General features: G+C 61.7%; 16 protein-coding genes. 8 read left to right on the forward strand and 8 right to left on the reverse strand.

Annotated features, from left to right (window positions below; genetic code table 11):
* Positions 1–85: 85 nt before the first annotated feature.
* On the reverse strand, positions 86–1,102 hold the full coding sequence (locus AABM52_RS04880) for an AraC family transcriptional regulator (RefSeq protein WP_347910756.1): 1,017 nt from the start codon (positions 1,100–1,102) through the stop codon (positions 86–88).
* A gap of 355 nt (positions 1,103–1,457) precedes the next feature.
* Here AABM52_RS04880 and AABM52_RS04885 point away from each other — a divergent pair, with 355 nt between their 5' ends.
* From AABM52_RS04885 to AABM52_RS04920, 8 genes are all read left to right on the forward strand, one after another.
* Positions 1,458–2,024 carry an alpha/beta hydrolase gene (locus tag AABM52_RS04885; RefSeq protein ID WP_347910757.1) on the forward strand — a complete coding sequence of 189 codons (567 nt, stop codon included), beginning with the start codon at positions 1,458–1,460 and terminating at the stop codon, positions 2,022–2,024.
* A 124-nt stretch (positions 2,025–2,148) separates the two neighbouring features.
* Positions 2,149–4,152, forward strand: coding sequence for a DUF1302 domain-containing protein (locus tag AABM52_RS04890; RefSeq protein WP_347910758.1), 2,004 nt, complete (start codon positions 2,149–2,151; stop codon positions 4,150–4,152).
* 41 nt (positions 4,153–4,193) lie between these two features.
* Positions 4,194–5,552 carry a DUF1329 domain-containing protein gene (locus AABM52_RS04895; protein ID WP_347910759.1) on the forward strand — a complete coding sequence of 453 codons (1,359 nt, stop codon included), beginning with the start codon at positions 4,194–4,196 and terminating at the stop codon, positions 5,550–5,552.
* Between the two features lie 118 nt (positions 5,553–5,670).
* Positions 5,671–6,762 carry a YCF48-related protein gene (locus AABM52_RS04900; protein ID WP_347910760.1) on the forward strand — a complete coding sequence of 364 codons (1,092 nt, stop codon included), beginning with the start codon at positions 5,671–5,673 and terminating at the stop codon, positions 6,760–6,762.
* A gap of 16 nt (positions 6,763–6,778) precedes the next feature.
* Positions 6,779–9,298: an MMPL family transporter gene (locus AABM52_RS04905; RefSeq protein ID WP_347910761.1), complete on the forward strand. Its 2,520-nt coding sequence runs from the start codon at positions 6,779–6,781 to the stop codon at positions 9,296–9,298.
* 6 nt (positions 9,299–9,304) lie between these two features.
* The gene (locus AABM52_RS04910; RefSeq protein WP_347910762.1) at positions 9,305–11,083 is read left to right on the forward strand and encodes an acyl-CoA dehydrogenase C-terminal domain-containing protein; all 1,779 of its coding nucleotides are present in this window, start codon (positions 9,305–9,307) and stop codon (positions 11,081–11,083) included.
* Positions 11,084–11,107: 24 nt separating this feature from the next.
* Positions 11,108–12,751, forward strand: a complete 1,644-nt coding sequence (locus AABM52_RS04915; protein ID WP_347910763.1) for a fatty acid--CoA ligase — start codon at positions 11,108–11,110, stop codon at positions 12,749–12,751.
* Between the two features lie 301 nt (positions 12,752–13,052).
* Positions 13,053–13,400, forward strand: coding sequence for a potassium channel family protein (locus AABM52_RS04920; protein ID WP_347910764.1), 348 nt, complete (start codon positions 13,053–13,055; stop codon positions 13,398–13,400).
* 46 nt (positions 13,401–13,446) lie between these two features.
* On the opposite strand, the gene AABM52_RS04925 is transcribed toward AABM52_RS04920, so the two are convergent.
* The 7 genes from AABM52_RS04925 to AABM52_RS04955 all read right to left on the reverse strand — a co-directional run bounded on the left by AABM52_RS04925 (position 13,447) and on the right by AABM52_RS04955 (position 21,638).
* Positions 13,447–14,487, reverse strand: coding sequence for a DMT family transporter (locus AABM52_RS04925; protein WP_347910765.1), 1,041 nt, complete (start codon positions 14,485–14,487; stop codon positions 13,447–13,449).
* 207 nt (positions 14,488–14,694) lie between these two features.
* A complete protein-coding gene (locus tag AABM52_RS04930; RefSeq protein ID WP_046040259.1) occupies positions 14,695–14,916 on the reverse strand; it encodes a formate dehydrogenase subunit delta in 222 nt (73 codons plus the stop codon).
* On the reverse strand, positions 14,913–17,789 hold the full coding sequence (gene fdhF, locus AABM52_RS04935) for a formate dehydrogenase subunit alpha (protein WP_347910766.1): 2,877 nt from the start codon (positions 17,787–17,789) through the stop codon (positions 14,913–14,915). The genes AABM52_RS04930 and fdhF overlap by 4 nt, the downstream gene beginning before the upstream one ends.
* Positions 17,786–19,342 (reverse strand): NADH-ubiquinone oxidoreductase-F iron-sulfur binding region domain-containing protein, encoded by a 1,557-nt coding sequence (locus AABM52_RS04940; protein WP_347910767.1) that lies wholly within the window; start codon positions 19,340–19,342, stop codon positions 17,786–17,788. The genes fdhF and AABM52_RS04940 overlap by 4 nt, the downstream gene beginning before the upstream one ends.
* Entirely contained in the window at positions 19,342–19,818 is a 477-nt protein-coding gene (locus AABM52_RS04945; RefSeq protein ID WP_046040265.1) for a formate dehydrogenase subunit gamma, read from the reverse strand. Before AABM52_RS04945 ends, AABM52_RS04940 begins: the two co-directional genes overlap by 1 nt.
* A 799-nt stretch (positions 19,819–20,617) precedes the next feature.
* Positions 20,618–21,058, reverse strand: coding sequence for a hypothetical protein (locus AABM52_RS04950; RefSeq protein ID WP_347910768.1), 441 nt, complete (start codon positions 21,056–21,058; stop codon positions 20,618–20,620).
* 262 nt (positions 21,059–21,320) lie between these two features.
* Positions 21,321–21,638: a DUF3077 domain-containing protein gene (locus AABM52_RS04955; RefSeq protein ID WP_347910769.1), complete on the reverse strand. Its 318-nt coding sequence runs from the start codon at positions 21,636–21,638 to the stop codon at positions 21,321–21,323.
* Positions 21,639–21,798 lie beyond the last annotated feature (160 nt).

Genomic DNA, 21,798 nt, shown 5'->3' on the forward strand with positions numbered 1-21,798 from the left:
CAAGCTCGCTCCCACAAGGAACGTGTTCCAACCTCGCGCATTCACGGCGACTGTACCAGCAGTCGCCGTTTTTTTTGCCCTGCTGTCAGGACGGTTTCGCCCCAGCCTGTTTCTGCGCACGCCAGGTCGCCGGCGGCATGCCGAACTGGCTGATGAACCAGCGGGTAAACGAACTCGCCATCGAGTAGCCGAGCATGTCGGCAATGCGGCTGAGGGAGTAGTTCGGGTTGTCCAGGTAACGCAGCACCAGGTCGCGGCGCACGTCGTTGATCACGTCGTTGAAGGCGCAGCTGTCGTCCTTGAGGCGGCGTTGCAGGGTGCGCACGTTCATGCCCTGGCTCTGGGCTACCTGCTCGATGGTGGCGCGCCCCATGGGCAACAGCAGGTAGATGGCCTTGCGCACCTCGAACAGCATCGAGGTGCCTTCGTGGTTCTGCAGCGAGTCGAGGTAGCCCTGGGCGTAGCGGGCCATGGCCGGGTCGGCGTTGGGGTTGGTCATGTCCAGGCTGATGTCAGGGCAGACGATGCCGTTGAACTCGCTGCCGAACTCCAGGTTGCAGCCGAACAGACGCCGATGCAGGTGCAGGTTGTCCGGTGGCTGGTGCATGAAGTTGACGCTGTAGGGATGCCAGTGTGTGCCCAGCAGGGCCGAGCACAGACGGAACATCACACCGATGGCCAGCTCCGTGGCCTGGCGGCTGGGCATCGGCGTTTCGGTCACCACCTCTTCGCGAATGATCACCATCTTGCCGGCCTCCTCGATGAAGATGGCCAGCGAGTCATTCATCAGGTGCCGGTAATCCACCACCACCTGCAAGGCATCGCGCAGGGTGCGCTGGTGGCTGAGCAGCAGGCTGACCACGCCGAAGTCCGAGAGCTGGCGCGACTCGGCCATGCTCAGGCCGAAGGTCTGGCAGCCGCTGGCGGTGGCCGAGTCTTCCAGCAAGCGGACGGCGGCATCGATATGGATACGGTGTTCAGGGGCTTGCAGTTGGGCCCTGCTCAAGCCGACAGCGGCCAGCACGTCGCGCGGGTTGAACCCCAGGTACTGGGTGACCTCCAGGTAGTTGGTCAAGACAGCGGCGCGAACAAGCTTGGTCATGCGAAGGTCTTCCCTGGGCCGATGGCGGTTGGCTGAGCGTGGCGACTATATCCAGCGTATCAACAGTTGAACAGTTGTCATGTCGTTGATGGAGGTCATGCCGGCCGGTCACCCATCTTCTACGCTGCATCGACCCATCGGCGCTCATCCGTTGATTACAGTGACCTTGCGCCAACCTGCGGGATTTTTAGACCAGTGGTCGCACTGTCCTGCTGTCCGACAATTTGTCATCAAAAGAAAAGTGCATGACGTCCAATGTAAAGCGCTTCGGGTGGGCGCTCTTTAATGTCGACCCTACAAAAAGCCCCTGGCGAAAACAGCCAGTCGAGTTATCGAGAAAGCGAAGGTGTTGACCGTGGACAAACTGCAAACAGCCGCTACCGTTCTGATCGTCCCGGGTCTGCGCGAGCACGTGGCCGAACATTGGCAAACATTGCTTGCCGCCAGGCTGAGCAACGTGCGCAGTGTCGCGCCGCTGGAGACCGACAAACTCGATTGCATGGCCCGTGTGCGGGCGATTCAACACGAACTCGAACAGATCGACGGGCCCGTGATTCTGGTGGCCCACAGCGCCGGTGTGCTGATGGTTGCGCACTGGGCTGCGCACTACAGCCGTCCGATCAAGGGCGCTTTGCTGGCCGCGCCACCGGACCTCGATGCGGTCTGGCCGGCAAACTATCCATCTTCCGAAACCCTGCGTAACCAGGGCTGGAATCCACTGCCACAGGGCCCGCTGCCGTTTCGCAGCATCGTGGCCGGCAGCACCAACGATCACCTGGCCAGTCTTGCCGCGGTCACCCGCATGGCAGAAGGCTGGGGCGCCGAATTGCTCAATCTGGGCGATGTCGGCCATCTCAATCCGGCCGCAGGATTTGGCCACTGGCAGCAAGCTGAAGCACTCATCCTGGAGCTGGATCGCTAGTACAAGGAGCTGGACTGGCAGTACGCCAACCGGCATTTGCCCTCATTCCTTAAACGCAAACCCGAAGAGGTTTGTGCGAGGGCGGCTGCGCTTAAAACAAAGACAAAAAGGCGGAGACAACGCAATGCACAACAATAAGAGTCACGGCTTCACCGTTCCACGCTACACCTTGCTGGCCTCAGCCATTCTTGCGGCAACCGTACCGATGGCCCATGCGGCCGAGATCGAGACGGGGAATCCGGACTGGAACGTACGCGTGGATAACACCATCAAGTACAACTACGGCGTACGCACCGAAAGCGCCGACAAACGCATGTTGGCAACGCCGAACAACAACGACGGCGACTACAACTTCCGCAAGGCCGGTACCAACATCACCAATCGTATCGACCTGTTGACCGAAATGGACGTGGTCTACAAGAACGCCATGGGCTTTCGCGTCAGCGCCGCCAGCTGGTACGACAAGGCCTATGACAACACCGGCTCCAACTCCAACCCGTTCGTCAACGGCAACGATGCGCGTTCGGGCCTGGTCGCCAACGATCCGCGCCTGGCCGGGGTCACCCATGACAACGTCGGCAACGGCAGCCCGCACCTGAGCAATTATGCCCAGCGCTACTACAGCGGCCCTTCGGGCGAAATCCTCGATGCCTTCGTGTTCTACAGCACCGAAGTGGGCGAAGAGTCGATGTTCAGCGCCAAGGCCGGTCAGCACAACGTGTTCTGGGGCGAGACCATTCTCAACCCGGTGCACTCGGTCAGCTATGGCCAGTCCGGCCTCGACCTGGCCAAGCTTGCCGCGTCGCCGGGTACCGAGGCCAAGGAACTGTTCGTTCCGCGTAACCAGGTGTCGATGTCGTTCACCGTCAATCCCGAGCTGACCGTGGGTGCCCAGTATTTCCTGAACTGGGATGCCGCGCGTCTGCCGGAAGCGGGCACCTACTACGGTGGTTCCGACCTGGTCGGCTTCGGCGCGCAATCGTTCCTGTTGGGCAACACCAACGCCGTGGTACCGGGCAGCCCGCTCGGTTGTGGCCTCGCGCCGTGCAACGCCTTGACCAATGTGCGTCGTGGCAAGGACCTGACGCCGCATGACAGCGGCGACTGGGGCATCATGGCCAAATGGTCGCCGGCCTGGCTCGATGGCACCCTCGGCGTTTACTACCGCGAAACCTCGGAAATCCTGCCGCAAGCTTATCTGGACGCCAGGGGCATTACCTCGGCCAACCCGAACGGCACCCGTCCGGCAGGGCAAGTGCCTGCGGTGGTCAACACCCTCAATTCGCTGGACACCGCCACCTATCAACTGGCCTATGCCGACAACATCAAGATCCTTGGCCTGAGCCTGTCCAAGGACGTGGGTGGAATCAGCGTGGGTTCGGACCTGAACATTCGTCACAACATGCCGCTGGCCAGTATCCCGGCGATCGTCAGTACCCGCAGCCCGCTGGGCCTGGGTCAAGGGCTTGGTCTGCTGCCTGCACGTACGGACGCCACCGGTGTGGTCTATGACACCCCGAGCCGTGGCGACAGCATGAGCGCCACCGGTGACACGCTGCACTGGACGCTCAACGGTCTGATGACCCTGCCGAAAACGCCGGTGTTCGATCAGGCCACCGTGCTTGCCGAGCTGTACTACAGCAACCTGCTCAAGCTCGATGGCAAGAACGAAGCGCTCTACAAGGGCAAGGACAGCTATCACGGCATCGACGCGCCGACCCGTGACAACTGGGGTCTGGCCGTCAACTTCACGCCGACCTGGTACCAGGTGTTTCCCGGTGTCGACCTCAACGCACCAATGTCCGTCAACGTCGGTCTCGACGGTGTGTCGCCGGTCTCCGGTGGCGGTGCCAAGGACACCGGCAACTATGCCGTTGGCGTGGGTGCCATTGTTTACAACAAATACTTTGTCGACCTGAAGTACGTGGACTCCTTTGGTCAAACCGACAAGTGCAACACCAGCGGTGTGAGTACCGGCTCCAAGGCCGGTGACGGCTCCACCCCGAACGCCTTTAGCGGCAACGAAAACTACGCCTGTTTCGCCGGCGGCTACTCGTCCTTCTCCGGAGGTGGTGCCACGACTGAGGACCGTGGCGCCGTGTACCTGACGATGAAAACTACATTCTGATTCACCACTGATTTGCTCAATGCAAGCAGGAGAATAACAACATGAAATTTGTAAAAACCGTGTTGGCCGCGTCCTTGGCCATGGTCTTCGCCGCTCAGGCACAGGCTGCTGTTTCACCTCAGGAAGCTGCCAAGCTGGGCACCAGCCTGACCCAGGCAGGGGCTGAAAAAGCCGGGAACGCTGATGGTTCCATTCCTGCCTACAACGGTGGCTTGACCACGCCGCCGGCCAGCTTCAAGGCCGGCGACAGCATGCGCCCGGATCCGTTTGCCAGTGAAAAACCTGTGCTGGTGATCGACGGCAAGAACGTCGATCAGTACAAGGGCCTGCTCACGGCGACCACGGTAGAACTGGCCAAGCGTTTCCCTACTTTCCGTGTCGACGTGTTCCCGACGCACCGCACCGTTTCGCTGCCTCAAGCGATTCTGGACAACGGCGTGAAAAACGCCAGCGGCGCCAAGTCCCTGGAAGGTGGCCTGGCCATCGACAACGTGCTGCCGGGTATTCCGTTCCCGATTCCGCAGTCGGGCAACGAAGCGATGTGGAACTTCCTGTTGCGCTACCAAGGCGTCAGCATCAGCTCCAAGTACGACTCCTGGAACGTCGACTCGGCGGGCGTTCCTAGCCTGGCGACCACCGGGCAAGCGAACATCTCCTACCCGATCTATGAAAACCTCTCGCAGCCGATCAGCAGCGCCGACGTGTACTACCAGATGAAGCTGGCATACACCGGCCCAGCGCGCCGTGCCGGTGAGGCGATCATGCTCAAGGACGCCGCCAACCCGTTGCAGCAACCGCGTCGCGCCTGGCAGTACTTGCCGGGGCAGCGTCGAGTGAAACTGGCGCCGAGCCTGGCCTACGACACGCCAAACCCGGGTACCGCCGGCGCGGGCACCTACGATGACGTGTTCGTGTTCAACGGTGCGCTGGATCGCTACGACTGGAAACTGGTCGGCAAGCAAGAAATGATCGTGCCTTACAACACCTACAAGCTGACCTACGTGCAGGATCCTAAGTCGCTGACCACCGCCAATCACTTGGCACCGGACTTCGTGCGTTGGGAAAAACACCGTGTATGGGTCGTCGAAGGCAACCTCAAGGCCGGTGCTCGTCACATCTACGCCAAGCGCCGCTTCTACCTCGACGAAGACAGCTGGACCGCTTTGGCCTCAGATCAATATGACGCCCGTGGTCAGCTCTATCGCGGTTCCTTCGCCTTCCTGAGCCAGAGCTATGACAAGCAGGTTCCGGACTCCACGCCGTTCATGATCTACGACCTGGTCGGCGGTTCCTACAACATCAACGGTGTAGTCGGCCCTTACGGCGGCATCAAGTACATCGAGCCGCTCTCCAAGGCCCAGTGGTCTTCGGAATCCCTGGCCGGCGCCGGTATTCGCTAAGCCAACCGCGTTGTAGGAGCGAGCTCGCTCCTACAACGGCATGACCTGCAGGTCGCCAGGTTTGAACGTCAGGCACACGGATGTGTGTCCGGGCGCGGTTTTCCGAAGAGGACGCAGTATGTGTTCGTATAAAAATAATATGTTGCAGCTGGCGTTTGGCGTTGTGCTTGGCCTGTCGCAGGGCATCGCCCAGGCGGCCGATTATGTCGATGTGCTGGACCTGCCCGCCAAGGCAAGTGCCTTGGCCGTCAACAGCCCGTTGTCCGGCATGACCCGCGCCGGTGGGCGCGTGATTACCGTCGGCCAGCGTGGCCATATTCTGTTTTCCGATGATTCGGGAAACCACTGGCAACAGGCCGCCGTACCGGCCAGTGCCGACCTCACTGCGGTGAATTTTCCGACCACCACCCAAGGCTGGGCGGTGGGTAATGACGGCGTGGTGCTGCACAGCAGCGACGCCGGCGCGACTTGGCAAAAGCAACTCGACGGTCGTCAGATCGGCGCCATGCTGGTCAAGCATTACACGGCGCTGGCCAGCGCCGAGCCGGGCAATGAGCAATGGCCGCTGCTGGTCACCGAGGGCCAGAAGCTAGTCGATCAGGGCGCGGACAAGCCGCTGCTCGACGTCTGGTTCGCCAACGACAAAACGGGCTATGTGATCGGTGTATTCAACCTGATCCTGCGCACCGACGACGGTGGCCAGACCTGGACACCATTCCAGGACCGCACCGACAACCCGCAGGGTTTCCACCTCAACGCCATCGCCTCTACCGGCGACGGTCTGTACATCGCTGGCGAGCAAGGCCTGCTGCTCAAATGGGACGACAGCGCCCAACGCTTCAATGTCGTGCCGACGCCTTATCAAGGCAGCTTCTTCGGCGTGCTCGGCAAGCCTGGCGAAGTGCTGATCTACGGCCTGCGCGGCAACGTATTGCGCAGCGCCGACGGCGGCCAGAGCTGGACTGCGCTGGACAGCGGCCTGCACGTCAGCATCACCGCGGGCCTGATCGATGCCCGTGGCAATTATCGCTTGTTCACCCAGGGCGGGCAGATGCTGGTCAGCCAAGGGACGGGCGCGCAGTTGCATCTGAAGCAGCAACCGGCACCGACCCCGGTCGCTGGCGCCACCCAGTCCGCCGATGGCGCCTTGGTGCTGGCCGGCAGCCGTGGTGCCCGGACGCTGTCCGCCGATCCAGCCCTCGAACCCTAAGAGCGAGAACCCAGACATGGGCAATATCAAACAAGACGCCATGCCGGTGATCCGCGACCTGCGGGATTTCGATCAGCGCTCCGGCAACCTCCTCGAGCGGCTGGTGTTCAACTACCGCCCGCTGTTCATGCTGCTGATGGCGCTCGCCACCGTAGTGCTGGGCTTCATGGCGGTGACTCGCCTGGAGTTGCGCCCAAGCTTCGAAAAAATGATTCCCCAGAGCCAGCCCTACATCCAGAACTTCCTGGAAAACCGCGCTTCGCTGCGCGGCCTGGGCAACTCGGTGCGGGTGGTGGTCGAGAACACCCAGGGCGATATTTTCGACCCCGAATACCTCGACGTGCTGAAGCAGGTCAACGATCAGCTGTTCCTCACCGAAGGCGTCGACCGCGCCTGGATGAAGTCGCTGTGGAGCCCGGCCGTGCGCTGGACCGAAGTCACCGAGGACGGTTTCCAGGGTGGCCCGGTGATGCCCGACACCTATTCGGGGCAGCCTGAGCAGATCGAACAGTTGCGCCAGAACATCTCCCGCGCCGGTGTGGTGGGCAGCCTGGTGGCCAGCGATTTCAAGTCGACCATGCTGATCGTGCCGCTGATGGACAAAGCCGCCGCCGGTGGCCAGCGCATCAACTACCACGCTTTTTCGCAGATGCTCGAAGAGCAGTTGCGCGACAAGATCGAATACGCCGGCGACAGCGCTGCGCGTAAATCCGGGGTCGAAGGCATCGGCCACTACAAGGTGCGGGTGATCGGCTTCGCCAAACTCATGGGCGACCTGATCGACGGCCTGATCCAGGTGATGATGTTCTTCGGCCTGGCCGTCGTCACTTCGCTGATCATCATTTATGCCTACACCCGTTGCGTGCGCAGCACCCTGCTGGTGGTCGGCTGCTCGCTGATCGCGGTGGTCTGGCAACTGGGCATCGTCGCCTGGCTCGGCTACGCCATCGATCCGTATTCGGTGCTGGTGCCGTTTCTGATCTTCGCCATCGGCGTGTCCCATGCCGCGCAGAAGATGAACGGCATCATGCAGGACATCGCCCGTGGCACCCACAAACTGATCGCCGCGCGCTACACCTTCCGCCGTCTGTTCATCGCCGGTGTCACCGCGCTGCTGGCCGACGCCGTGGGCTTCGCCGTGTTGATGTTGATCGACATCCCGGTGATCCAGGACCTGGCGATCACCGCCAGCATCGGTGTCGCGGTGCTGATCTTCACCTCGCTGTTGCTGATGCCGGTGGCACTGTCCTATGTCGGTGTCGGCGCGAAAGCCGCCGAGCGTGCGCTGAAAATCGACAACCGCGCAGAGAAGCACAAAGGCTTCGGCAGACTGTGGGACGCGCTCGATCGCTTCACCACCGCCAAGTGGGCCACGGGTGCCGTACTGGTAGCGGTGTTGATGGGCATTGGCGGTTACGTGGTCAGCCTGAACCTGAAGATCGGCGACCTGGAAAGCGGGGCGCCGGAGCTGCGCGCCGACTCGCGCTACAACCGCGACAACGCCTACATCACCCAGCATTACGCGCTGTCCAGCGACCTGTTCGCGGTGATGATCAAGACCGCGCCGGAAGGCTGCCTGAACTACAAGACCCTGGTCCTCGCCGACCGTTTGGCCTGGGAGCTGCAACAGTATCCGGGCGTGCAGGCGACCGCGTCCTTGGTCAACGCGGTACGCCAGATCACCGCCGGAACCTATGAGGGCAACCCCAAGCTCAACAGCATCCAGCGCAACCAGGACGTGCTCAACTACGCCGCCCAGCAAGCCTCGGTCAACTCGCCGGAGCTGTTCAACACCGACTGCTCGCTGATGCCGGTGATCACCTTCCTCAAGGATCACAAGGCCGAAACCCTGGACGCCGTGGTGGCGATTGCCGACAAGTTCGCCAAGGAAAACAGCACCCCTGATCGCCAGTTCCTGCTCGCCGCCGGCAGCGCCGGGATCGAGGCGGCGACCAACATCGTGGTGCGCGAAGCCAACCGCACCATGCTGCTGTACGTGTATGCGGCGGTGACGCTGTTCTGCCTGATCACCTTCCGCAGCTGGCGCGCCACGCTGGTGGCGCTGCTGCCGCTGGTGCTGACCTCGATCCTCTGCGAAGCCTTGATGGTGGCCATGGGCATCGGCGTGAAAGTCGCGACCCTGCCGGTGATCGCCCTCGGCGTGGGCATCGGCGTGGACTACGCCTTGTACCTGCTCAGCGTGCAATTGCACTTCCAGCGCCAGGGCCTGCCTTTGTCCCAGGCCTACCGCAACGCCGTGTCCTTCACCGGCCGGGTGGTCGGGCTGGTGGGCATCACCCTCGCAGCGGGCGTGGTGTGCTGGGTCTGGTCGCCGATCAAGTTCCAGGCCGACATGGGCATCCTGCTGACCTTCATGTTCCTGTGGAACATGCTCGGCGCGCTGATCCTGATTCCGGCCCTGTCCTACTTCCTGCTGCGCGAACGGGCCCCTCAGCCCGGTTCTGTCGCGGCAACCGAAACCGCTGAATCCACTGAACGTCCTGGCATGCCGCATGCCGTGACCACTTCCGAGTAAGCCAAGATGTCTGATTACAAAGCTCCCCTGCGCGACATGCGCTTCGTACTCAACGAGGTTTTCCAGGTGTCCCGGCTCTGGGCACAATTGCCCGGCCTGGCCGACGTGATCGATGAAGAGACCGCCGCCGCCATCCTCGAAGAGGCCGGCAAGATCAGCGGCGAAGTGATCGCGCCACTGAACCGCGCCAGCGACGAACAGGGTTGCACCTGGAACGACGGCGCGGTCAGCGCCCCGGACGGTTTTGCCCAGGCCTATCAAGCCTTCGCCGAAGGCGGCTGGGTGGGTGTCGGCGGTGATCCGCAATACGGCGGCATGGGCATGCCCAAGGCCATTTCCGCGCAGGTCGAAGAGATGGTCAACTCGGCCAGCCTGTCGTTCGGCCTGTACCCGATGCTGACCGCCGGTGCCTGCCTGTCGATCAAGGCCCACGCCAGCGAAGAACTGAAAGCCACCTATTTGCCGAGCATGTACGCCGGCACCTGGACCGGTTCGATGTGCCTGACCGAAGCCCATTCCGGTACCGACCTGGGCCTGATCCGCACCAAGGCCGAACCCCAGGCCGATGGCAGCTACAAGGTCAGCGGCAGCAAGATTTTCATCACCGGCGGCGAGCACGACCTGACCGAGAACATCATCCATCTGGTGCTGGCGCGCCTGCCCGATGCACCGGCCGGGCCGAAAGGCATCTCGCTGTTCCTGGTGCCGAAAGTGCTGGTCAACGCCGACGGTTCGCTGGGCGAAAACAACGCGCTGTCCTGCGGCTCCATCGAACACAAGATGGGCATCAAGGCCTCCGCCACCTGCGTGATGAACTTCGACGGCGCCACCGGCTGGATCGTCGACGCACCGAACAAAGGCCTGGCGGCGATGTTCACCATGATGAACTACGAGCGTCTGGGCGTGGGCATCCAGGGCCTGGCACAGGGTGAGCGTTCGTACCAGAACGCCGTCGCCTATGCCCGTGACCGCCTGCAAAGCCGCGCACCGACCGGCGCGCAGCACAAGGACAAAGCGGCCGACCCGATCATCGTGCACCCGGACGTGCGCCGCATGCTGTTGACCATGAAAGCCTTGAACGAAGGCGGCCGTGCGTTCTCCAGCTACGTGGCCCTGCAACTGGACATCGCCAAGTACAGCGAAGACGCCCCGACACGCCAGCGCGCGCAGGACCTGGTATCGCTGCTGACCCCGGTGGCGAAAGCCTTCCTCACCGACATGGGTCTGGAAACCACTATCCACGGTCAGCAGGTCTTCGGCGGCCACGGCTACATCCGTGAGTGGGGCCAGGAGCAACTGGTGCGCGACGTGCGCATCACCCAGATCTACGAAGGCACCAACGGCATCCAGTCCCTGGACCTGGCCGGGCGCAAGATCGTCGGCAGCGGCGGGGCGCTCTACCGTTTGTTCTCCTCGGAAATCCGCGAATTCACCGCCAGCGCTGGCGCGGACCTCGGTGAGTTCACCCAGCCGTTGAACGCCGCCGTCGACACCCTCGACGACCTGACCGCGTGGCTGCTGGACCGGGCACAAAACAACCCGAACGAAATCGGCGCGGCCTCGGTCGAGTACCTGCACGTGTTCGGCTACACCGCGTACGCCTACATGTGGGCACGCATGGCCAAGGCCGTGATGAGCGGCGATGCCGAGGACGATTTCTACACCAGCAAACTGGCCACCGCGCGTTTCTACTTCGCCCGGTTGCTGCCGCGTATCCACTCGTTGAGCGCATCGGCCAAGGCCGGCAGCGACTGCCTCTACGAGCTGCAAGCCGATCAGTTCTGATCGAAAGGACAAGGAACCTTAAACATGATGGCGACAAAAATAATCCCGCCCGCCGACGGCGCCTATGCCTATCCCTTGCTGATCAAGCAATTGTTGCTGTCCGGCGTGCGCTACCAGCCGGGCCGGGAAATCGTCTACGCCGACAAGCTGCGCTACAGCTATCAGACCCTCAACAAGCGTATTCGCCGCCTGGCCAATGCGCTGACGGCGGCCGGGGTCAAGGCCGGTGACACCGTGGCCCTGCTCGACTGGGACAGCCACCGCTATCTGGAATGCTTCTTTGCCGTGCCGATGATCGGCGCGGTGCTGCACACGGTGAACATTCGCCTGTCACCGGAGCAGGTGCTGTTCACCATGAACCACGCCGAGGATGACCTGGTGCTGGTGCATGACGATTTCCTGCCCCTGGTCGAGCAGATCCACGGACGGCTGGAAACCGTAAAAGGCTACCTGCAGCTCACCGATGACGAGGCGACCACGACCTCGTTGCCGGTGCTGGGCGAGTACGAGCACCTGCTGTCCCTGGCCCCGGACCAGTACGACTTCCCTGATTTCGACGAGAACTCGGTCGCCACGCTGTTCTACACCACCGGCACCACCGGCGATCCGAAGGGCGTGTACTTCAGCCACCGGCAACTGGTGCTGCACACCCTGAATGCCGTCGGCACCCTGGGCGCCTATCAGGGCCAGCCGCTGCTGCGTTCCGACGACGTGTACATGCCGATCACGCCGATGTTCCATGTGCATGCCTGGGGCGTGCCGTATGTCGCGACCCTGATGGGCATCAAGCAGGTCTACCCCGGCCGCTACGAGCCCAACAGCCTGGTCAAGCTGTACCGCGAAGAGAAGGTGACCTTCTCCCACTGTGTGCCGACCATTTTGCAGATGATCCTCAACTGCGAAGAAGGCAAGGCGACCCGATTCGACGGCTGGAAAATGCTCTTGGGCGGCAGCGCGCTGACCCTGGGCGTGGCCAGCGAAGCCAATGCCAAAGGCATGGTGGTGCACGCCGGCTACGGCATGTCCGAAACCTGCCCGTTGCTGTGCCTGACCTACCTGCGCGATGAAGACCGCCAACTGTCCGCCGAAGCGCAACTGCCGATCCGCATCAAGACCGGCACGCCGGTGCCGATGGTCGACCTGAAGATCATCGACGCCGAAGGTAATGACGTGGCCCATGACGGCGAGTCCCTGGGCGAGATCGTGGTGCGCGCGCCGTGGCTGACCCAGGGCTATCTGAAAGCCCCGAACAAAGGCGCGGAGCTGTGGCACAACGGCTGGCTGCACACCGGCGACATGGCCTCGATCGACCCATTGGGCGGCGTGGAAATCAAGGACCGCATCAAGGACGTGATCAAGACCGGCGGCGAGTGGATCAGCTCACTGGAACTGGAAAGCCTGATCAGCGAACACCCGGGTGTGATGTCCGTCGCCGTCGTGGGCATTGCCGATGAACAGTGGGGCGAACGCCCGATGGCCATGGTCGTCTGCGAGCCGGGGCAATACCTCGACCGCAAGATTCTGGAGGTGCATTTGCAAACCTTCGTCGACGGCGGGCGCATCAACAAATGGGCGATCCCCAAGCAGTTCAAGTTCGTGACCGAAATCCCCAAGACCAGCGTTGGCAAGATCAACAAGAAGCTGATTCGGGAAACTGAAGCGAACTGAGGGATAAACCTGCCACTGATGTTGTAGGAGCGAGCCTGCTCGCGATGGACTCGAGAGCGCCGTGGGCTATCAGGTTTACAGCGTTATCGTTAACGACCATCGCGAGCAAGCTCGCTCCTACAGAAATCCACCGGTGTCAGGCGGTTTCTGGATAGTTTGCGGGGCGTCATCTTTGTCATAGTCCTCGCCAAAGAAAACGCCCCGTTGGTCGCGGTTTTCAGCGCTTGTGCCAAGCTGAACGGGGTATTGAACCGCCGTGCATTCAATTGCCGGTCAGGCAAACCCCACGGAAGCCCACGACATGACCTTCAACCGTGCATCAAACGTCCGCCAAGAGTTCTACAAAGCCGTCTGGTTCTACTTCAAAGTGGTGTGGCCGATCTTCTCGATCCTGCTGTTGGTGATCATCGGAATCGGCCTCATCATCGCCCAGCTGGAAGGATGGAGCCCGGATGACGGTGTCTACTTCGCCTTCGTGACCGGCCTGACCATCGGTTATGGAGAGTTGGTGCCAAAACTGGGTGTGTCGCGAGTGCTGGCGATCCTGCTGGGTTTCAACGGCGTGCTGATGACCGCGACGTTCGCGGCGATCAGTGTCCGGGCCATTGAAGTGACCGTGACGGCGTCGCGGCAAAAGGACGTCGAGTAGGGCGGTGATGGCTACGGCCGGTTTAAATGGCCGCAGCCTCCGGGGCTCAGTGCGAGTGCCGGTGATGGATGTCGGGAAAGTGCGGGTGACTGTGGACGATCGGTGAGTGTTGGTGCACATGGCTATGGGGTTGCACACCATCCCACTCAAAGTCATGTTCATGCTGATGATGCTCATCGTGGACATGCTTGTGGTCGTGGATTTGCGGTTCGTGCTGATGCTCGTGTGAGTGACTCTCGGTCAGATGAATCCAGACCCCAAGCCCCATCAGGCCGGCAGCGATCCAGAACACCCACGTCACGGCTTCACCGAAAAACAGGATCGCTATCGCGGCTCCCAGGAACGGCGCCGTGGAAAAGTACGCACCGGTCCGCGCCGTACCAAGCCCGCGCAACGCCAGGACGAACAGCACCAGACTGACGCCATACCCCAAAAAGCCCACCAGCAGGGTTGGCCCAAGAAGCGACCATGCTGGCAGGTGCATACCCAGCGCGATCCCCAGCGCGCAATTGACGGCCCCGGCCACCAGCCCTTTGGTGCCGGCAATAAACAACGCATCCGACGCAGACACCTTGCGGGTGAGGTTGTTATCAATGGCCCAACAAAAACACGCCACCGCCACCGTGACAGGCCCCAACCAGCCATGAACCTCTGCCGAAGTGCGAGGCCATGCCAACAACACGCCCCCGGCAACAATGGCCACCATCCCCGCAACAATGCGCCGGTCAGCGTTCTCCCGGAACACCACCCACGCCATCAGTGCGGTCAACACGGCTTCCAGGTTCAGCAACAGTGATGCGGTGGTGCCAGAGGTGAGGGTGAGTCCAAACATCAATGAAACCGGACCCAGTACGCCACCGAACACAATAGCCCCGATGAACCACGGCCATTCAGGGGCGGTCAGGCCGGTCGGCTGCCAGCCACGATCACGGATCAGGCGGGTTAGCGTCAGCCCGACGCCGCTGCCCAGGTAAAGCAGGCCGGCGAGGAGGATGGGGGATACGTTCAAGCCTAGCCACTTGGCCAAGGGCGTGCTGGCGCCGAACAAGGCAGCAGCGCCTAGTGCGTAGAGAATGCTTTTGGTCATTGTGGTTCCGGGGCTCAGGGGAGGCAGTCGTGAACAGGATACGCTTAGTGCCGCAAATGAGCGCCTGTGGCTTGTCCACACAACACAACCCCCTGTGGGAGCGGGCTTGCTCGCGAAGAGGCCAGCACATTCAACATCAATGTCGCCTGAACTGACGCCTTCGCGAGCAAGCCCGCTCCCACAGTTATTCAGCCCGAACTTCCAGGCCTAAGCCTCCCAACCCGCCCCAGTCACCGCCGCCTGCACCAGTGGGTGCAAATCCGCCCCCTGATGCTCCGTCTGCCAGGCCAGCAACTCCTTGCGCATGCTCGGCGCCCAGTACATCTGCATATGATTGCGCACGCTGAGCACCGCCTGTTGCTGGTCCGGCTGGCTGGCGAAGTACTGGGCGATCTGGTTGGCCATCTTGATCAGGTTGTCAGTACTCATTTGCGCACCTCGGCTTTCTCGGGGTGCCGACGTTCTTTCAGCAGGCGATGTTGTTCGTCGCTGAATTCCTGAAAGCGCTTTTGCCACTCCGAAGGGTGATAAACGCGGCTGACTTCCACGGCTGTGACCTTGTATTCCGGACAGTTGGTGGCCCAGTCTGAGTTGTCGGTGGTAATGACGTTAGCGCCCGATTCCGGGAAGTGGAAGGTGGTGTACACCACGCCCGGGGCGACCCGTTCGGTGATTCGCGCACGCAGTACGGTCTGCCCGGCGCGGCTGCCGATGCCGACCCAGTCACCTTCGTTGATTCCACGGCTCTCGGCGTCGGTCGGGTGGATTTCCAGGCGGTCTTCGTGGTGCCAGGCGACGTTTTCGGTACGTCGTGTCTGGGCGCCGACGTTGTACTGGCTGAGGATGCGCCCGGTGGTCAGCAGCAGCGGGTAGCGACTGTTGACCTTCTCCTCGGTAGGCACGTAGCCGGTAAGCATGAAGCGCCCCTTGCCGCGCACAAACTCTTCGATGTGCATGGTCGGCGTGCCGTCCGGTGCCTCGGCGTTGCACGGCCATTGCAGGCTGCCGTGACGATCCAGTTCGGCGTAGCTGACGTTGGTGAAGGTCGGCGTCAGGCTGGCGATCTCATCCATGATTTGCGATGGATGTTGGTAGTTCATTGGGTAGCCCAAGGCATTGGCCAGCGCCACGGTGCCTTCCCAGTCGGCCTTGCCGCCCAGCGGGTCCATGACCTTGCGCACCCGGGAGATGCGTCGCTCGGCGTTGGTGAAGGTGCCGTCTTTTTCCAGGAACGAGCAGCCCGGCAGGAACACGTGGGCGAACTTGGCGGTTTCGTTGAGGAAAATGTCCTGCACCACTATGCATTCCATGGCCGACAGAGCCGCGGTGACATGCTGGGTATTGGGGTCGCTCTGGGCGATGTCTTCGCCCTGGCAATACAGGCCCTTGAAGCTGCCGCCCAAGGCTGCCTCGAACATGTTGGGGATACGCAGACCCGGGTCGGGTTGCAGGGTGACGTTCCAGGCCTGTTCAAACTGCGCCCGTACCACCTCGTTGGAGATGTGCCGGTAACCGGGCAACTCGTGGGGGAAGGAGCCCATGTCACAGGAGCCCTGCACGTTGTTCTGCCCCCGCAACGGGTTCACGCCCACGCCTTCGCGGCCAATGTTGCCGGTGGCCATGGCGAGGTTGGCAATGCCCATCACCGAGGTGCTGCCCTGGCTGTGCTCGGTGACACCCAGGCCGTAATAGATCGCTGCATTGCCACCGGTGGCATACAGGCGCGCTGCGGCACGGATGTCGGCAGCGGGAACACCGCAAACAGGGCCGAGGGCTTCCGGTGAGTTCTCCGCACGGCTGACGAACTCGCTCCAGACCGCGAAATCACTGCCCTCGCAACGGGCGTCGATAAAGGCCTGGTTGAGCAGTCCTTCAGTGACAATCACATGAGCCAAGGCGTTGAGCATGGCGACGTTGGTACCGGGGCGCAGGGCCAAGTGATACTCGGCGCGGGCATGCACCGTGTCCACCAGATCGATGCGACGCGGGTCGATGACGATCAGCCGCGCGCCTTCACGCAGGCGGCGTTTGAGTTGGGAGGCGAACACCGGGTGGGCGTCGCTGGGGTTGGCACCCATCACCAGGATCACGTCGGCCTGCATCACCGAGTCGAAACTCTGGGTGCCGGCGGACTCGCCCAGGGTTTGCTTCAAGCCATAGCCTGTGGGCGAGTGGCAGACCCGCGCACAGGTGTCGACGTTGTTGTTGCCGAAGGCGGCGCGCACCAGTTTCTGCACCAGATAGGTTTCTTCGTTGGTGCAGCGGCTGGAGGTGATGCCACCAATGGAATCGCGGCCATATTTTTGCTGCAGCCGACGGAATTCGCTGGCGGCATAGGTCACCGCCTCATCCCAGCTGACTTCCTGCCAAGGGTCGCTGATGTTTTTGCGGATCATTGGCTTGGTGATGCGATCCGGGTGGGTCGCATAGCCCCAGGCGAAGCGCCCCTTGACGCAGGAGTGGCCGTGGTTGGCTTGGCCGTTCTTGTCCGGAACCATGCGCACCAACTGGTCGCCTTTCATCTCGGCACGGAACGAGCAACCCACACCGCAATAGGCACAGGTAGTGATCACGCTGCGTTCCGGTTGACCCAGTTCGACCACGCTTTTTTCCATCAGCGTCGCAGTAGGGCAGGCTTGCACACAGGCGCCGCAGGACACGCATTCCGAATCGAGGAAGTTATCGCCACCGGCAGCGGCCACACGGGATTCAAAACCACGCCCGGTAATGGTCAGGGCGAAGGTGCCCTGGGTTTCTTCGCAGGCGCGCACGCAGCGGTTGCAGACGATGCACTTGCTCGGGTCGTAGTCGAAGTAAGGATTGGAGGTGTCTTTCACGTCCTCCAAATGGTTCTCGCCTTCATAGCCATAACGCACTTCCCGCAGGCCAACCTGGCCGGCGACGGTTTGCAGCTCGCAGTTGCCGTTGGCCGAGCAGGTCAGGCAGTCCAGCGGGTGATCGGAAATGTACAACTCCATCACGTTGCGGCGCAGGGTCGCGAGCTTGGGCGTCTGGGTGTGCACACTCATGCCTTCGCTGACCGGCGTGGTGCAGGACGCCGGATAACCGCGCATGCCGTCGATCTCCACCAGGCACATGCGGCAGGAGCCGAAGGCTTCCAGGCTGTCGGTGGCACAGAGTTTGGGAATGGTGGTGCCCAACAGCGCGGCGGCGCGCATCACCGAGGTGCCTTCGGGCACGCTGATGCTGCGGCCGTCGATGTTCAGGGTGACTTGCACCTGGCTGTCGCGGGCCGGTGTACCCAGGTCGATATCGGTTTTCGGGTCGAAGAGAGTAATCATTGTTCGGCCTCCGAGGCTTGCAGACCGAAGTCAGCGGGGAAGTGCTTGAGGGCGCTGGCCACGGGATAAGACGTCATGCCGCCCAACGCGCACAGCGAACCGTATTGCAGGGTGTCGCACAGGTCCTTGAGGATGATCACCTGCTCATCGCGACTGTTCTGGTCAGGTGCGGCCAGCAGACGGTCGATCACCTCTACGCCCCGGGTCGAGCCGATACGGCAAGGCGTGCATTTTCCACAGGATTCCTCGGCGCAGAACTGCATGGCGAAACTCGCCATGTGGGCCATGTCCAGGGTGTCGTCAGCCACTACCACACCACCGTGACCGAGCATCGCACCAATGGCCATAAAGGCTTCGTAATCCAGCGGTGTGTCGAATTGCGAAGGCGGCACCCAGGCGCCGAGCGGACCACCCACCTGCGCAGCCTTCAGCGGTCGGCCACTGGCGGTACCGCCGCCGTAGTCTTCCACCAGTTCCCGCAGGGTCAGGCCAAAGGCCCGTTCCACCAGCCCGCCGTGACGAATATTGCCCGCCAGCTGGAAGGGCATGGTGCCCAAAGAACGGCCCATGCCGTAGTCGCGATAGAACTGCGCGCCCTTGGCCAGAATCAGCGGCACCGAGGCCAACGTCAGCACGTTGTGCACCAGCGTCGGCAAGCCGAACAGCCCCTGCAACGCGGGAATCGGCGGCTTGGCGCGGACGATCCCGCGCTTGCCTTCGAGGGAGTCCAGCAGCGCGGTTTCTTCACCGCAGATATAAGCACCGGCCCCGACCCGCACTTCCATATCGAAGGCCAGGCCACTGCCGCCGACATCGGCGCCCAGGTAACCGGCTTCTCGGGCGATGTTCAACGCGGCCCGCAACGTGGCCACGGCATCCGGATATTCCGAGCGCACATAGATGTAGCCGAAAGTGGCGCCGACGGTAATGCCGGCAATCGCCATGCCTTCGATCAGCAGGAAGGGGTCGCCTTCCATCAACATGCGGTCGGCAAAGGTGCCGGAGTCGCCTTCGTCGGCGTTGCATACAATGTACTTTTGCGCCGCCTGAGTGCCACGCACCGTGCGCCACTTGATCCCGGCCGGGAAGGCCGCGCCGCCACGGCCACGCAGGCCCGAATCGAACACCGCCGTCGCGGTCTGCTCGCCGCCAATAGCGATGGCCTGGGTCAATCCCTCGAAACCACCGTGGGCCCGGTAGTCCTCCAGGGACAGCGGCCGGGTAATACCGGCGCGGGCGAACAGCAGGCGTTGTTGAGACTTGAGATAAGGCAGTTCTTCCACCAGTCCCAAGGCCAGCGGATGAGCGGATGGGTTGTTCAGCGCTTCAAGCACCGAGGGTACATCGTCAGCCGTCAGCGGACCGAAGCCGATACGGCCCTGCGGCGTGTCCACTTCCAGCAGCGGCTCGAGCCAATACAGACCGCGAGAACTGGTGCGCTGCAACTCCAGCGGAAGATTGCGCTCCCGGGCCTGAGTGATCAGCGCCACCGAAACCTCATCGGCACCCACGGCACGGGCAAGGGAATCACAAGGCAGATAAAGAGTCGGCATCACGCGTCCTCCCGGCAAGCGTCAAGCAGGGCATCCAGACGCTCGGCACTGAGCCGCGCATGCACCCGGCCATCCAGCTCCAGGGCGGGCGAACAGGCGCAGGCCCCAAGGCAATACACCGGGCGCAAACTGATGCTGCCGTCGGCACTGCTACCGTGATCGTCCAGTTGCAGACGCTCGCGCAACTGCGCGGCAAGCTGCTCGGCGCCACGGCTCTGGCACGACTCGGCCCGGCACAGCCGCAGGATATGCCGCGCGGGCGGCGCGGTACGAAAGTCATGGTAAAAACTGATCACCCCACGAACCTCGGCCTGGCTCAGGTTGAGGGCATGGGCAATCTCGGGGACGGCGACATCGGGGATGTAACCGATGCGCTCCTGAATATCATGAAGAATGGGCAACAGCGCACCCGGGGTGCCCTTATGGCGCTCCAGCAGACTGTTGACCACAGGCAGGTGCAACATCTCATCAGGCATTCAGCAATCCTCACGGTCACGGACAAACCAGAAGGTCGTCGGTCGTCCGAAAGTGTCGGCTGCGGCATTCACACCACGTCACGGTATCGTGGCATCTGCAGGCCGTCGGCCAGGGCACCCTGAGCGGGCATCTTGTTGCGCCCGGCACGGTCTTCGCCGCACCTCAATAGGGGCATAAAAGCCAGATTGCCACGCGGCCTTTGATTCGGCTGCACCAGAGCGACGTGTTTGGTTCTGTCTACGACCTTGTATTGAGTCTAGAAGAATGCGGCATCAGGCGCCGTGCCAGAGGGGAGGTTGCCGGAGTTATGCACAGCGGATTGCCTGTGGAGAAGGTGACGATCAAGCCCGCTGGAAGGACTCGGAGGCTGGAAAAGCTGAGGCAGCCACCGTTCCTGCTGGCGACGTTGACATTGCCATTAGGCTACGACAGCATTAATCCCAATCGCGCCCGATCCTCTGGTGCTGGCTCAGTCCGGCATTACGTTCGGGCCTTCTTGTTTATGGAACATGGAAGTTGCCTAAACCAGCCCCTCCGAAGCTTTCCTTACGAAACCATCGGGGCTAATCCCAAATACCACTAAACACACAAAACCCCTGTGGGAGCGAGCCTGCTCGCGAAAGCGCCAGCCCAACCACCACAAAAATCAGAACTGAAAGCCAACCCCCTGTAGGAGCGAGCCTGCTCGCGAAAAACGCATGGCAATCAACATCTGCTGTTGAATGACCACCGTCATAATGCGCGCAGCCTTGGGGATATTCCCCGCTCCCACGCTATGCATGGAAGCGGGGAAAACCCTTAGCTAAGCTCACCGCAGAAAATATCGGGATTGCCATCGGCCGGGCTTGTCCGCAGCACCAGCGCATAACCGCCGGACCGCAGCGAGTCATAAGCCACGGGCACGCTCTTCCAGAGTTGGATGCCCGCCTGCTCGTTGAAGTTGTCAGTCACGATGCGATTGAGGGAATAGGCCGGCTTAAGCTCGTGCCTGGCGCAGCTTCCCGAGTAGATATAGGTATACAAGTGCGCCGGAATTGCAGTGCCATTGGGTACACCACCCACGAACAATGCGATCGCCGTCTCACTACTGCTCAAGGGGGTCAGAATGGCCTGAGCGATATGCCCGGCATTGTGAGTAGTTGCATTCAAGGGAACGGCAACGATTTGCTTCGGGGCTGCACCAACCACGCAGATCCATCCTGCCGCTACCAGCAACGCCAGCGAAGTTACGACTTTCATCGTAAAACCTCCCGCCTTGTAAGGGCTCGTTGAAGAGATCCCCCACTGAATTTTAGTCAGCTGTACAAATCCTGAGGTTATTCGGATGGCCGGTCCAATAGCCGTTGGGTTGTAGCAAACCCACTGTAGGAGCGAGCTCGCTCGCGAAAAACGCAAGACATCCACATATCCCGCTGAATACCCCGGCCCCCGCAACCCAGCCCGTTCCCACAAGCGTCATGCCTGACTTCTGAAATCTGAAGCTATTTCAGCGTTTCAATCACTACCCCTCAGCCTTTACCCCCCCCCCCGCTTGCTTGGAGGCCGGCGTGCAAGTCCGATCCCGCGTCAGCACCTTCACCGCATCATCCACCAATGCCTTGCTCAGCGAGGTCAGATAATGCGCGGCCCAAGCGTGACGGTCAGTGTCTCTGGCATAAGCAGCATCTTCAGTGAGCGTCTTGGCCAGGAACAGAAAATCGGAGGCCATTGACAACGCATCACCAAGAGGAACCCCGCGAGTGACATGAAACAGCGCTTGATCCGCGCAGTAGATGGCCGGCGTCAGGCCAATGGTTTTGAGTTCGGGTTGTTCGGTCATTTGCCACCTCCGAGGATGGAGAGGCAATGGGGGAGGGGGTTACGCGATTGGGGGATGCGTAGAGGGGAAAGCCAAATTTCAAACGGATTGATACTGCGCATTATCCAACTCCTTGATATGAGGAGCTGCCACGTTCGTTACCACACGAATGGGTGACAGC

It is taken from the genome of Pseudomonas grandcourensis, from assembly GCF_039909015.1.
Taxonomy (GTDB): domain Bacteria; phylum Pseudomonadota; class Gammaproteobacteria; order Pseudomonadales; family Pseudomonadaceae; genus Aquipseudomonas; species Aquipseudomonas grandcourensis.

Coding starts and splice junctions, on each gene's coding strand:
- AABM52_RS04905 (WP_347910761.1), top strand. CDS start 6,779: ATGGGCAATATCAAACAAGACGCCATGCCGGTGATCCGCGACCTGCGG.
- AABM52_RS04915 (WP_347910763.1), top strand. CDS start 11,108: ATGATGGCGACAAAAATAATCCCGCCCGCCGACGGCGCCTATGCCTAT.
- AABM52_RS04895 (WP_347910759.1), top strand. CDS start 4,194: ATGAAATTTGTAAAAACCGTGTTGGCCGCGTCCTTGGCCATGGTCTTC.
- AABM52_RS04880 (WP_347910756.1), bottom strand. CDS start 1,102: ATGACCAAGCTTGTTCGCGCCGCTGTCTTGACCAACTACCTGGAGGTC.
- AABM52_RS04900 (WP_347910760.1), top strand. CDS start 5,671: ATGTGTTCGTATAAAAATAATATGTTGCAGCTGGCGTTTGGCGTTGTG.
- AABM52_RS04930 (WP_046040259.1), bottom strand. CDS start 14,916: ATGAGTACTGACAACCTGATCAAGATGGCCAACCAGATCGCCCAGTAC.
- AABM52_RS04955 (WP_347910769.1), bottom strand. CDS start 21,638: ATGACCGAACAACCCGAACTCAAAACCATTGGCCTGACGCCGGCCATC.
- AABM52_RS04945 (WP_046040265.1), bottom strand. CDS start 19,818: ATGCCTGATGAGATGTTGCACCTGCCTGTGGTCAACAGTCTGCTGGAG.
- AABM52_RS04910 (WP_347910762.1), top strand. CDS start 9,305: ATGTCTGATTACAAAGCTCCCCTGCGCGACATGCGCTTCGTACTCAAC.
- fdhF (WP_347910766.1), bottom strand. CDS start 17,789: ATGATTACTCTCTTCGACCCGAAAACCGATATCGACCTGGGTACACCG.
- AABM52_RS04890 (WP_347910758.1), top strand. CDS start 2,149: ATGCACAACAATAAGAGTCACGGCTTCACCGTTCCACGCTACACCTTG.
- AABM52_RS04920 (WP_347910764.1), top strand. CDS start 13,053: ATGACCTTCAACCGTGCATCAAACGTCCGCCAAGAGTTCTACAAAGCC.
- AABM52_RS04950 (WP_347910768.1), bottom strand. CDS start 21,058: ATGAAAGTCGTAACTTCGCTGGCGTTGCTGGTAGCGGCAGGATGGATC.
- AABM52_RS04940 (WP_347910767.1), bottom strand. CDS start 19,342: ATGCCGACTCTTTATCTGCCTTGTGATTCCCTTGCCCGTGCCGTGGGT.
- AABM52_RS04925 (WP_347910765.1), bottom strand. CDS start 14,487: ATGACCAAAAGCATTCTCTACGCACTAGGCGCTGCTGCCTTGTTCGGC.